This window comes from Bacillus sp. L_1B0_5, assembly GCF_000836715.1.
In the GTDB taxonomy this organism is placed as follows: Bacteria; Bacillota; Bacilli; order Bacillales; family Bacillaceae_G; genus Bacillus_A; species Bacillus_A thuringiensis_S.
In genome coordinates this window covers 42591-55707 of the sequence record NZ_JXIS01000053.1, presented here as the reverse complement: position 1 = coordinate 55707, position 13117 = coordinate 42591, and the positions used below count along the sequence as shown (strand labels likewise).

Here is a 13117-nt window from a genome sequence, read left to right as displayed (position 1 = left end):
AATGCAATATGTATATAGAAATAAATATAATGGAAATAAGAAAAGAGAAGCGGAGGAGTTAGTAGTGCGTGTATTAGTGAGTGGTGGGGGTACTGGTGGTCATATTTATCCAGCTCTTGCTTTAATTAGAGAAATAAAAAAGTTAAATCCAGAAGCAAGATTTTTATATATTGGTACGGAAAATGGACTAGAGAGTACAATCGTTCCAAAAGCAGGTATACCATTTCAATCTATTGTTATAAGTGGATTTAAACGAAAAATATCATTAGATAATGTGAAAACAGTAATGCGTTTTCTAAAAGGTGTACAAGATAGTAAACGATATATTCGTCGTTTTAATCCAGATATCGTAATTGGAACGGGTGGATATGTATGTGGACCAGTTGTATACGCTGCAGCCAAATTGGGTATTCCAACTATTGTACATGAACAAAATAGTGTACCAGGTGTAACGAACAAATTTTTAAGCCGTTATGTTGATAAAGTTGCTGTTTGTTTTGAAGCAGCTACAGAGCATTTTCCAGAGTCAAAAGTAGTAATGACAGGTAATCCACGAGCATCAGAGGTAATGGATCAAAGTGGAATGAAAGGGAAACGTTCAGTTGGACTTTCTCTTCCTAAAAAGTCTGTACTTATATTTGGTGGAAGTCGCGGGGCTAGACCGATTAACGATGCCTTTGTTGAAGCGATTGAACAGTTTGGGAACAAAAGCTACGAAATACTATATGTAACAGGTGAAGTGCATTATGACAAAGTGATGGAAGCCGTGAAGCAAAAAGGGAACCCGAACAATGTTATTATTAAGCCGTTCATTCATAATATGCCAGAGGTACTAACTGGTGTAGACCTTGTTGTTTCAAGGGCTGGGGCAACAACACTTGCAGAATTAACAGCGTTAGGAAAACCAAGTGTGTTAATACCGAGTCCGTACGTAACAAATAATCATCAGGAAAAGAATGCACGTTCAGTTGTTGATAAAGGAGCAGCAAAAATGTTACTTGAAAAAGATTTAACAGCTGAAACGCTTATTCGTGATATTGATGAGATTTTATTGGATGCACAAACATTACAAAATATGAAGCTAGCTGCTAAGCAACTAGGTATTCCAGATGCAGCAAATAAGCTGTATGAAGTAATGAATAAGCTTGTAAAAAAATAAAGTGAGGCTTTAATCAGTGGGGAGTGATTCTCTCTCGTTGATTATTACCTTTTACTAATCGGATGTTTACTGGCATCCCGATACCACTTAACTTCTTTGTTACCGCCGAATTTTGATTTAGGAGCTGTACTGCCCGTAAATAGAGGGATAACGTTAGGTGAACGCCCTGCATATTATTGTCATAAGGAGACTTAATATGGGGGAGATTGTCTATGGAACAATTAGTAAATGAGCTTATAGAAGCAGATGTTGGTCGTGTTTTAGTTAACGAGTCGTTAGCACGTTATACAACTATGAAAATAGGTGGACCAGCGGATATTTTAATTGTGCCAAAGCATGTAGCCGGTATTGAAAAAACATTACAGTTAGTAAAGCAATACAAAACGAAGTGGACTGTAATTGGGCGCGGTTCAAACCTTCTTGTATCTGATCAAGGCATAGAAGGTGTTGTTATTCGTTTAGGAGAAGGATTAGATCACTTAGAGGTCGAAAAACATAAGGTAAGAGTTGGTAGTGGATATCCTCTTATTAAATTGTCAACTTTACTTAGTCGTCAAGGGCTAGCTGGATTGGAGTTTGCAAGCGGTATTCCAGGAAGTGTCGGTGGTGCAGTATATATGAATGCAGGTGCACATAAATCGGATATATCGAGTGTATTATCGAAGGCTCTCATTCTGTTTGAAGACGGTACAATTGACTGGTTAACGAATAAAGAACTGGAGTTTTCTTATCGGGCATCTGTATTGCAAACGAAACGTCCTGGTATTGTTTTAGAGGCGGAGTTTCAATTAAAGGCGGGAAAACGTGAAGAAATTGTACGCAGCATGCAAAATAATAAAGATTACCGCCGTGAAACGCAACCATGGAATCACCCGTGTGCAGGAAGTGTATTTCGGAATCCAATCCCACATTTTGCAGGAGATTTAGTAGAAAAAGCAGGGCTTCGTGGTTATAGGATTGGTGGAGCTCAAATTTCTGAAATGCATGGCAATTTTATTGTTAATACCGGGGGAGCTTCAGCGCAAGATGTATTGTCTTTAATTGAATTAATAAAATATACAATTAAGGATAAATTTGATGTAGATATGCACACAGAAGTAGAAATCATTGGAAGATAACGGTTATTCGTTCCGCTCATTATCATTTATGTTATAATAAGAAGATAAGAACGGCATGAGGAACATGCCGTTCTTTATGTTACATAGGGGGATCGTACATGAATAATAGTAAAGTGATTAAACTACAAGATCGTGTACCAAAATTGAAAAATCAAAAGAAAAAAAACAAAAAAAATGTTAATCATCGATTGATTTTATACATATCAATTTTATTTTTATTAGTGCTCTTTTTAATTTATTTTCGGTCTCCGCTTAGTAATATAAAAAAGATTAGTGTGTTTGGAAATCACTATATGACGGATGAGCAAGTAATGAAGGATTCAGGCGTGACATATGATACAAGTTATTTCCGAGTGACAGCACATAAAGCTGAAGAAAACTTAACGAAGCGAAAAGAAATTAAAGCAGTAAATGTAAAAAAACGTTTTCCAAACAAGATTGATATTCATATCGAAGAATATTTAACGATTGGTTATATAAATAAAGAGGGAAAATTACAACCGTTATTAGAGAATGGAAAAACGCTTGATGTACTACCTAATGGAAAACTTCCTGTTGCAGCACCGATTTTCGAACCTTTTAAAGAAGAGAAAATGAAGGAGTTAATCGCTGAACTAGAAAAATTAACACCAGCTATTTTAAAATCTATTTCGGAGATTCGCTATTCACCAACGAATGCGAATGAAGATCATCTTACTTTATATATGAATGAAGGTTATGAAGTGAGCACTACGATTCAAAATTTCGCAAAACGTATGGAAGCCTATCCACTTATTTTAAAAACAATTGATCCAGGTAAGAAGGTATTAATTGACTTAGAAGTAGGTGCATATACGAAAGAATTAGGTGCGGAAGAAAAAAAAGAATAGAATGGTAGTTTTCGTTGCTTATAGCAGAAAAAACGAAACGAATGTTCTATTATATGTATACGAATTTAGAAGAATGGTTCATTTGATGAAAAATATGTAAAAATTCTTAGATTCATACTAGTATTGGTACAAGTTTCACTTTTCTATGAGTACATCTTAGTGTAGACTTATACTTGGCGGTAAACTTTACACTCGAAATAGAATTATTTCAAGATAAGCAGTTATTTATAGTTTACTGCGATATTCTTAATTGAAATGCTAAATAAAAATAAGAAAAATATAGGGTTAAAAAAGGGAAACGTATAAAGACGTTGAATATTTTTCTTATAAATAGTAAAGTTGCGATTGTTGTTCCATATATTGAGTTGTATGGTATAAATAAAGAAGGAGGTGCCAAAGAATGAACAGCAATGAAATATATGTTAGTCTTGACATCGGTACATCCAATGTTAAAGTCATCATTGGTGAAATGGTTAATGACAGCTTAAACATTATTGGTGTTGGAAATGTAAAATCAAATGGTTTAAAGAAGGGATCGATAGTTGATATAGACGAGACTGTTCGATCAATTAAAAAAGCAATTGAACAAGCTGAGCGCATGGTGGGAATCCACATTGAGCAAGTTGTAGTAGGTGTCAATGCAAACCAGGTACAGCTACTTCCTTGTCACGGAGTAGTCGCTGTTTCAAATGAAGATCGTGAAATCGGGAATGAAGATGTCTTACGCGTTCTAGATGCAGCACAAGTTGTGTCAATTGCTCCAGAACGTGAGTTTATTGATGTGGTACCTCGACAGTTCATCGTAGACGGTCTTGACGAGATTAACGATCCACGCGGGATGATCGGTGTAAGATTAGAAATGGAAGGTACACTTATTACAGGCTCGAGAACTTTACTACATAACCTACTTCGTTGTGTAGAAAAAGCAGGTCTTGAAATTGTTGATATTTGTCTTCAACCTTTAGCGGCTGCAACAGTTGCTATATCTTCAGATGAAAAAAATAGAGGAGTAGCCCTTGTTGATATGGGGGGAGGATCTACAACTCTATCTATTTTTAAAGATGGAGAGTTACAAGCGACGAGCGTATTACCATTAGGTGGAGACCATATAACGAAGGATATTGCGATTGGGTTGAAAACTTCAACAGAAAATGCAGATCAAATTAAGTTGAAATATGGACATGCTTTTTATGATACAGCATCTGAAGAAGAGATGTTTACGGTTCCTATTATGGGAAGTGATCAAACAGAACAATATTCTCAGTTGGAATTATCGGATATAATAGAGGCTCGTGTAGAGGAAATTTTAATGTTTGTTCAAGATGAAGTGCGTAAGTTAGGAGTAAAGCAAGTGGCTTCTGGTTATGTACTAACTGGCGGAATTGCTTCTATGCCGGGTGTTCTTGATCTTGCATATGATATTTTACATGAAAATGTTCGTGTAGCAACTCCTGATTATATTGGTGTGCGTGAGCCCCAATATACAAGTGGAGTTGGATTAATTAAACATTCTTATCAAAAAGCTAAATTACGTGGGAAAAATGTGCAGGAAAAGCAAGAGCATTTTGAACCAGTACCAGCACCAGCACCAACGCCGGTACAACAGCAACCTGCAAAACAAAAAACTCGTAATCAAAACAATAATAATCAAAATGATGACCGCATGATGTCAAAAGTAAAACGTGTATTCCGTTATTTATGGGATTAAAATTGGACACGAAAAATGAGGTTCTAGGGGGATTTCGACATGTTAGAGTTTGATACTACTCAAGATCAATTAGCGAATATAAAAGTTATCGGTGTCGGCGGTGGCGGAAACAATGCTGTAAACCGTATGATTGAACACGGTGTACAAGGTGTAGACTTTATCGCTGTGAACACTGATGCACAAGCATTAAATCTATCAAAAGCTGAAACGAAAATGCAAATTGGTGGAAAATTAACGCGTGGACTTGGTGCAGGCGCAAACCCTGAAGTAGGGAAAAAAGCTGCAGAAGAAAGTAAAGAACAGATCCAAGAAGCACTTCGTGGTGCAGATATGGTCTTCGTAACTGCTGGTATGGGCGGTGGAACTGGAACTGGTGCAGCTCCAGTTGTTGCTCAAGTTGCAAAAGAATTAGGTGCTTTAACAGTTGGTGTTGTAACACGTCCATTTACTTTTGAAGGACGTAAGCGTGCGACGCAAGCAGCATCTGGTATTGCAGCATTTAAAGAAAATGTAGATACTCTTATTGTAATTCCAAACGATCGCTTATTAGAGATTGTTGATAAAAATACGCCAATGTTAGAAGCATTCCGTGAAGCTGATAACGTATTACGTCAAGGTGTTCAAGGTATTTCGGATTTAATTGCAACGCCAGGTTTAATTAACTTAGACTTTGCAGACGTAAAGACAATTATGTCTAATAGAGGTTCTGCTTTAATGGGTATTGGTTCTGGTAACGGGGAAAATCGTGCTGCAGAAGCAGCGAAAAAAGCGATTTCTAGTCCATTACTAGAAACATCTATTGATGGAGCTCAAGGTGTTATCATGAACATTACGGGTGGCGCTAACTTAAGCTTATATGAAGTACAAGAAGCGGCAGATATCGTAGCTTCAGCTTCAGATCCAGAAGTAAATATGATCTTCGGTTCTGTTATTAACGAAGGATTAAAAGATGATATCGTTGTAACTGTAATTGCAACTGGTTTTGATGATAGCATTGCAACTCAACCACCAAAACCAATTATTCGTCCGAATGCGAACCACACTCAACAACAGCAACAACCAGTAGCTCAACCTTCAAAACAACGTGAAGTAAAACGTGAAATGAAGCGTGAAGAGCCAGTTGTACATGAGCGTCATTCAGATTCAGATGATATCGATATTCCAGCATTTTTACGTAACCGTCGTAGACGATAAAAAAAGGAGCTTTTATGCTCCTTTTTTGTTTTTTAAATGGAAAAGACCTGCTTAGCAGGTCTTTTTTTATTTCGTATATTTCAATATATTTTGTTGGTGAAAATAAGAGTATATCATTCTATGAATTTGTACTTTTATTTTTTACCGACAGATTTTGTCTAGAAATCACAAAATAACAAAAAAACACCTCCGCAAATTGACACACTTTCCTATTGGATATGCATTATACTAGTCTCAACTTGAAAAAAGAGGTGAATTGTTTGGTTGTTTACGCCGACGTTGTTTGGTTGTTAAACGCCTGCATTGATTTTCTTTTGCTTTTATTAACAGCTACCGTGTTAAAAAAGAAGATCAAAAGATGGAGGCTTGTGTTAGGGGCATTTATAGGTTCAACTATTGTTATTTTTGCCTTTACTCCTTTTGCTTCTATGATGACACATCCAATTATGAAACTACTGTACTCGCTGCTTATTGTGTATACAGCATTTGGGTTTACAACATTTAGAAATTATGCACAAACTGTTTTTACTTTTTACTTTGTAACCTTTATGGTTGGCGGAGGATTAATTGGAACTCATTTCTTTTTGCAAACGAATGAAATGGTAAATGGATTGGTTCAATCTCAGTCAATTTCTTACGGCGATCCAATTAGTTGGTTATTTGTTATTTTTGGTTTTCCGGTAATTTATTATTTTTCTAAAAAGCGTATTGAAAGCGTAGAGGTCACGAAAATACACTATGACCAAATTGTGAAAGTAAAAATTCAATTGGCCGAAGAAGAACTAGAACTGGCAGGTCTTATTGACAGTGGGAATCAACTTTACGACCCATTAACAAAAACACCCGTTATGATTATGCATGTTTCATCATTAGAACATTGCTTACCATCTTGGTTAACAGAACAAATTTATTCCAAAACAGAAATTCCTCAAATACCAGAAAATGATTCTGGTTGGGCGACAAAATTACGTTTAATTCCTTTCCGTGCAGTAGGAGTAGAAAGTCAATTTTTGTGGGCAATTAAGCCTGACAGTGTGCAAGTTGATCATGAAGGTAGTTCTATTGTTGTAAACAAAGTATTAATTGGATTAAATACACAACAACTGTCTACTAATGGGGAGTATCAATGTATTGTGCATCCAAAAATGTTGATTTCACAAAAAATGGTGATCGCTTAATAATGAGAGGCGGGATAATATGATGAAATTAAAATTTTATTTAGTATACCTTTGGTATAAAGTATTGCTGAAATTAGGAATTAAGACCGATGAAATTTATTATATTGGTGGAAGTGAAGCGTTGCCACCACCGTTAACGAAAGAAGAAGAGGAAGTTCTTTTGAATAAATTGCCAAAAGGAGATCAGGCAGCAAGGTCATTACTTATTGAACGTAACTTAAGGCTCGTTGTATATATAGCAAGAAAGTTTGAAAATACAGGGATAAATATTGAAGATTTAATTAGTATAGGAACAATCGGCCTTATTAAAGCGGTAAATACATTTAATCCAGAAAAGAAAATAAAATTAGCAACATATGCATCGCGTTGTATAGAAAATGAAATTTTAATGCACTTACGTCGGAATAACAAAAATCGTTCGGAAGTTTCTTTTGATGAACCGCTAAACATTGATTGGGATGGGAATGAACTGTTGTTGTCTGACGTGTTAGGTACAGATGATGATATTATTACAAAAGATTTAGAAGCTACTGTAGATCGTCACCTTTTAATGAAAGCATTACACCAATTAAATGATCGTGAAAAACAAATTATGGAACTTCGGTTTGGGCTTGCTGGAGAAGAGGAAAAGACGCAAAAAGATGTGGCGGATATGCTTGGGATTTCACAGTCATACATTTCACGTTTAGAAAAAAGAATCATAAAAAGATTACGAAAAGAATTTAATAAAATGGTGTAAAGAATAAGACCAGCCGTTATCTAGGCTGGTCTTATTCTCTTTCGTTGTATGGGAAGAGATAACGAAAATGAAAAATGAAGAGAAAACCGCATGCATAAAATCCCCTTCAAAGGAAATACTTTACACTGTACAGCAACTCCCGATAGGAGGGAACACTTTGACGAGAAACAAAGTAGAAATTTGCGGTGTTGATACAGCTAAACTTCCCGTACTAAAAAATGATGAAATGCGTAAATTATTTCGTGAAATGCAAAGTGGAGAGATAAGCGCAAGAGAGAAATTAGTGAATGGAAACTTACGTCTTGTACTGAGCGTCATCCAAAGATTTAATAACAGAGGAGAATATGTTGACGATTTATTTCAAGTTGGTTGCATCGGACTTATGAAATCCATTGATAATTTTGATTTAGGCCAAAATGTAAAATTTTCAACGTATGCTGTGCCGATGATTATTGGGGAAATACGCAGATATTTGCGTGATAACAACCCGATTCGCGTATCTCGATCATTACGAGATATTGCGTATAAAGCGTTACAAGTTAGAGAGAAATTGATTGCAGAAAATTCAAAAGAACCAACAGCAATGGATATTGCAAAAGTGCTTGAAGTGACTCATGAAGAAATTGTTTTTGCATTAGACGCGATTCAAGATCCAGTTTCATTATTTGAACCGATTTATAATGATGGGGGAGATCCTATCTTTGTTATGGATCAGTTAAGTGATGAAAAACAAAAGGACGAGCAGTGGGTTGAAGAACTAGCGTTGAAAGAAGGAATGAAGCGTTTAAATGATCGAGAGAAAATGATTATTAGAAAACGTTTCTTCCAAGGAAAGACACAGATGGAAGTTGCAGAAGAAATTGGGATTTCCCAAGCGCAAGTATCACGTTTAGAGAAGTCAGCTATTAAACAAATGAATAAAACGATTCAAGGATAAGGTCTCACCAATTATGGTGAGACCTTTTTATATGTAATATGGTTTGTGCTCATAGTAGGGGATTAGTGTTCATATAATGAAACTAGCATGGTGTTTCGTATAGGTGGGTTCCTGTAAATATGAGAAACAGCTTCCAATTCGTCATATAAGGGAGAGGATAAAAATGGTGATACGAATTTCAGAGTTACAGATGAAGGATGTTATAAATATTTCAGATGGAAAAAGGATTGGGAATATTGGAGATATTGAAATTGATATGAACACAGGGAAAGTTTGTTCTGTTATTATTTCCAAACAGACACGTATGCTGGGTATTTTTGGAAAAGATGTTGAAATTGTAATTCCTTGGAAGGAAATTGTGAAAATTGGGGAGGATGTCATACTTGTAAGAGTAGATCCTGTTAATACTGTAACAGAATCAATACAAACACCGACAATTTCATAAAGAATATTACAAATTCCTCTTTTTTTTCTGTTAGGATTATGAAAAAATAAAAGTATGGTAAAATAGACAGGAAGTACCATGCTTTTTCTGTTATTTTAATTAAAAGGAGCCGCTTTATTATGAGAGAACCATTTAAATATGTGGACGGTATACTGTATTTACAAGCGTGGAAAGAACTTGGAAACATTACTGCTGGATTTACGACAAAAGATGGTGGGATAAGTACGGGCTCCTTTCATGCGATGAATTTAGGATTACATGTGAATGATATCGTGGAGAACGTTCATGAAAACAGACGCATTTTAGCAAATAAGTTACAAAAACCATTAGAAAACTGGGTTTGCTCTGAACAAGTTCATGATCATCATGTTGAAAAAGTAGGGCAACAGGAAAAGGGAAGTGGCGTCTATTCATATGAGGACGGCATTTCAAAAACAGATGGCATTTATACGAGTAATGAAGATGTTCTGTTAACGTCTTGTTACGCGGATTGTGTTCCGCTCTATTTTTATGCACCATCACATGGTATGATAGGACTTGCGCATGCTGGATGGAAAGGCACTGTACAAGAGATTGCAAAGGAAATGATTCAAAAGTGGAATGCAGAAGGTATTTCAAGTGATGAAATTCATGTTGCAATTGGGCCGTCGATCGGATCTTGTTGTTATGTTGTGGATGATCGTGTATTAACAGCAGCACAGAAAGTAATTAACGGTGCTGTTCCTCATCAAAAAATTTCTGACGGGCAGTACGCAATTAATTTAAAAGAAATTAATCGTATATTATGCGTACAAGCAGGCATAAAAGAAGAGCATATTGTAATGTCATCTCTTTGTACAAGCTGTGAAGAGCAACTATTTTTCTCTCATCGTCGTGATCAAGGTAAGACAGGAAGAATGTTGAGTTTCATAGGTTTTAAGGAGGAAGGAAGCAAGTGACAGTACAAGAAAATTTAGTAATTGTAAACGAAGCTATTAAAGAATCTTGCGCTCGAGCTGGACGTTCGTTGCAAGATGTTAAACTTATTGCAGTTACAAAAACTGTAGGGATTGAAAAAACAAACGAAGTAATTGAAACTGGAATTATCGATTTAGGTGAAAATAGAAATGAAGGTTTCTTACAGAAATATGAGCATTTCGGTTCAAAAGTTAATTGGCACTTTATTGGCTCATTACAAACGAGAAAAGTAAAAGAAATTATTAATGAAATTGATTATTTACATTCGTTAGATCGTCTTTCCCTGGCGAAAGAAATTCAGAAACGTGCTGATAAGAAAGTGAAATGCTTTATTCAAGTGAAAACCTCATCTGAAGAATCGAAGCAAGGATTGGCAATAGAAGAGGTTGTTTCTTTTATTCAAAGTTTGCAAGAATTCGATAAAATTGAAGTGGTTGGACTAATGACGATGGCTCCATTTACAGAAGAAGAGGAAGAAATCAGACGCTGTTTTAAGGAATTACGTATGCTACAAACAGAGGTGCAGGAGCTAGAGTTATTACATGCGCCATGTAAAGAATTATCAATGGGAATGTCCAACGATTACACGATTGCAATTGAAGAAGGGGCTACATATATTCGTTTGGGAACGATTTTAGTAGGAAAAGCGTAAAAGGAAGGAGAATCTTATTATGAGTTGGTCAAAAGTAAAATACTTCTTTTTTGATACACCGGAAGAAAAAGAGGCAGCTCAATATGGTTATGAAAAGGAGCAAACAGACATGAAAAAGCAGCAAGATCCACCAGAACAACAAGATGTTACGTTTCCGAAAGCGCAACCGAAGCAAAATGTTGTGAGTATTGAAACAGCAAAACAATCTTCAAAAGTTGTTTTATTAGAACCACGCACATATTCGGAAGCACAAGGGATTGCGGACCACTTAAAAGGTAGACGAGCTGTTGTAATTAATTTGCAGAGAATGTCTACTGATCAAGCGGTACGTATCGTTGACTTTTTAAGTGGTACTGTATACGCTATAGGCGGGGACATTCAAAAAATAGGACCGAAAACATTTATGTGTACACCTGAAAATGTAGATATTGTTGGTGCAATTTCAGAGTTATTCGGTGAAGAAGAAGAAACAAATATAAAGAGGTGGTAATACGCCATGACAACAGTTTTAATGGTGTTAAGTTCTGCTATCGAGATTTACTCGTGGGCACTGATTATTTACATTCTCCTATCATGGTTTCCTGGTGCAAAGGAATCATCTTTTGGAGAGTTCTTGGCGCGAATTTGTGAACCGTATTTAGAACCATTCCGCAGATTTATTCCGCCGCTTGGTATGATTGATATTTCTCCACTCGTTGCGATTTTTGCGTTAAAACTTGCTAAAAGTGGTTTGTTCAGTTTGTTCAGCTATTTCTTATAGTAAGAGGTTAAATACATGAGCATTTACGAACATTTTAGGCCTGATGAAGAGGTCTTTGTAGATAAAGTGCTAGAGTGGAAGCGAACGGCGGAGTACCATCAAGTGAAATTAACAGACTTCCTTGATCCAAGACAGCAACAAGTTGTTTCTATGGTAATTGGACAAGGAGATGTTGCTGTGCAATTTGGTGGTGCAACGCCTAATGCAGAGCGTAAAAGAGCACTCATTTATCCAGACTATCTAGAATTAAATGAAGAAGAATTTCAAGTAGAAGTATTAGAAATTGACTATCCTTCCAAGTTTTATACGCTAGAACATAGGCAAATATTAGGTACATTTATGTCACTTGGTTTAACGAGAGAAAAATGTGGTGATATTTTGCTGCAAGAAAATCGTGCCCAAATTGTAGTTGCGAAAGAAATCGTATCGTATATTGAGATGAACTTACAATCAATAGGGAAAGTAAAAGTCTCTTTAGTGTCAGTGCAAGGAGAACAAATTCTACAGATACATGAAACGTGGGGGGAGAAATCTGGAACGGTTTCTTCACTTCGTTTAGATGTTATGTTAGCTGAAATGTTACATTTATCTAGACAGAAAGTACAACCTTTCATAAAAAATGGTTTAGTAAAAGTCAATTGGAAAACAGTGGAGCAAACTTCTTATGAATGTTATCCAGGAGATGTTTTTTCTGTTAGAGGATATGGACGAAGCAAATTATTTTCTGTAGAAGGTAGAACAAAACGCGACAAATGGAGAATTTTGTATGGTATACTAAAATGATTGGTTTTTTAGAAGGAAATCCTCCTATTTTGTCGAAGAAAAGATATAATTGAAAGAGGAAATTTAGATAACTACTTGGAGGTGGCGTTGTGCCGTTAACACCATTAGATATTCATAACAAAGAATTTGGTCGCGGATTCCGTGGCTATGATGAAGATCAAGTAAATGAGTTTCTTGATCAAATTATCAAAGATTATGAATTGGTCATTCGTGAGAAAAAAGCTTTAGAAGAAAAAGTTGCGCAGTTAGAAGGGAAGTTAGATCATTTCTCTAATATTGAAGATACGTTAAACAAATCTATCGTTGTTGCACAAGAAGCAGCGGAAGAAGTAAAACGTAATGCGCAAAAAGAAGCGAAATTAATTGTGCGTGAAGCTGAAAAGAATGCAGATCGTATTATTAACGAAGCATTAGTAAAATCAAGAAAAGTTGCTTTTGATATTGAAGAGCTAAAGAAACAAGCGAAAGTATTCCGAACTCGTTTCCGTATGTTATTAGAAACACAGCTTGAAATGTTAAACAACGATGATTGGGATAAACTAATTGAGTTAGAAGACGAAGTAGATGAACTGTTGAAGAAAGAAGAAACAGTGTAAGCTTGACGTTTTTCTCATTATT

Annotated in this window: 15 protein-coding genes; all 15 read left to right on the top strand. The window is 35.9% G+C overall.

Annotation, left to right across the window (positions count from 1 at the left end; genetic code table 11):
* Positions 1-64: 64 nt before the first annotated feature.
* The 15 genes from murG (at position 65) to divIVA (ending at position 13095) form a co-directional block, all read left to right on the top strand.
* The gene (gene murG, locus RT27_RS19230) at positions 65-1159 is read left to right on the top strand and encodes an undecaprenyldiphospho-muramoylpentapeptide beta-N-acetylglucosaminyltransferase (protein WP_043315791.1); all 1095 of its coding nucleotides are present in this window, start codon (positions 65-67) and stop codon (positions 1157-1159) included.
* Between the two features lie 212 nt (positions 1160-1371).
* Positions 1372-2277 (top strand): UDP-N-acetylmuramate dehydrogenase, encoded by a 906-nt coding sequence (gene murB / locus RT27_RS19225; RefSeq protein WP_016080478.1) that lies wholly within the window; start codon positions 1372-1374, stop codon positions 2275-2277.
* Positions 2278-2375: 98 nt separating this feature from the next.
* On the top strand, positions 2376-3146 hold the full coding sequence (divIB, locus tag RT27_RS19220; protein ID WP_043937055.1) for a cell division protein DivIB: 771 nt from the start codon (positions 2376-2378) through the stop codon (positions 3144-3146).
* A 400-nt stretch (positions 3147-3546) separates the two neighbouring features.
* Positions 3547-4854, top strand: coding sequence for a cell division protein FtsA (gene ftsA / locus RT27_RS19215; protein ID WP_001087557.1), 1308 nt, complete (start codon positions 3547-3549; stop codon positions 4852-4854).
* A 39-nt stretch (positions 4855-4893) separates the two neighbouring features.
* Positions 4894-6048, top strand: coding sequence for a cell division protein FtsZ (gene ftsZ, locus RT27_RS19210; RefSeq protein WP_000888984.1), 1155 nt, complete (start codon positions 4894-4896; stop codon positions 6046-6048).
* A 260-nt stretch (positions 6049-6308) separates the two neighbouring features.
* Positions 6309-7226 (top strand): sigma-E processing peptidase SpoIIGA, encoded by a 918-nt coding sequence (spoIIGA, locus tag RT27_RS19205; protein ID WP_000261975.1) that lies wholly within the window; start codon positions 6309-6311, stop codon positions 7224-7226.
* Between the two features lie 19 nt (positions 7227-7245).
* A complete protein-coding gene (gene sigE, locus RT27_RS19200; RefSeq protein WP_000976947.1) occupies positions 7246-7965 on the top strand; it encodes an RNA polymerase sporulation sigma factor SigE in 720 nt (239 codons plus the stop codon).
* Positions 7966-8122: 157 nt separating this feature from the next.
* Entirely contained in the window at positions 8123-8902 is a 780-nt protein-coding gene (gene sigG, locus RT27_RS19195) for an RNA polymerase sporulation sigma factor SigG (RefSeq protein WP_000197753.1), read from the top strand.
* Between the two features lie 163 nt (positions 8903-9065).
* Positions 9066-9347 (top strand): YlmC/YmxH family sporulation protein, encoded by a 282-nt coding sequence (locus RT27_RS19190; protein WP_016080480.1) that lies wholly within the window; start codon positions 9066-9068, stop codon positions 9345-9347.
* Positions 9348-9466: 119 nt separating this feature from the next.
* On the top strand, positions 9467-10285 hold the full coding sequence (gene pgeF / locus RT27_RS19185; protein WP_029443134.1) for a peptidoglycan editing factor PgeF: 819 nt from the start codon (positions 9467-9469) through the stop codon (positions 10283-10285).
* A complete protein-coding gene (locus RT27_RS19180) occupies positions 10282-10956 on the top strand; it encodes a YggS family pyridoxal phosphate-dependent enzyme (RefSeq protein WP_016080481.1) in 675 nt (224 codons plus the stop codon). The genes pgeF and RT27_RS19180 overlap by 4 nt, the downstream gene beginning before the upstream one ends.
* Positions 10957-10975: 19 nt before the next feature.
* The gene (locus RT27_RS19175; RefSeq protein ID WP_000119129.1) at positions 10976-11446 is read left to right on the top strand and encodes a cell division protein SepF; all 471 of its coding nucleotides are present in this window, start codon (positions 10976-10978) and stop codon (positions 11444-11446) included.
* A 6-nt stretch (positions 11447-11452) separates the two neighbouring features.
* Positions 11453-11716, top strand: a complete 264-nt coding sequence (locus RT27_RS19170; RefSeq protein WP_000214324.1) for a YggT family protein — start codon at positions 11453-11455, stop codon at positions 11714-11716.
* 15 nt (positions 11717-11731) lie between these two features.
* The gene (locus RT27_RS19165) at positions 11732-12499 is read left to right on the top strand and encodes an RNA-binding protein (protein WP_043937053.1); all 768 of its coding nucleotides are present in this window, start codon (positions 11732-11734) and stop codon (positions 12497-12499) included.
* Between the two features lie 89 nt (positions 12500-12588).
* Positions 12589-13095 (top strand): septum site-determining protein DivIVA, encoded by a 507-nt coding sequence (gene divIVA, locus RT27_RS19160; protein WP_001131611.1) that lies wholly within the window; start codon positions 12589-12591, stop codon positions 13093-13095.
* Positions 13096-13117 lie beyond the last annotated feature (22 nt).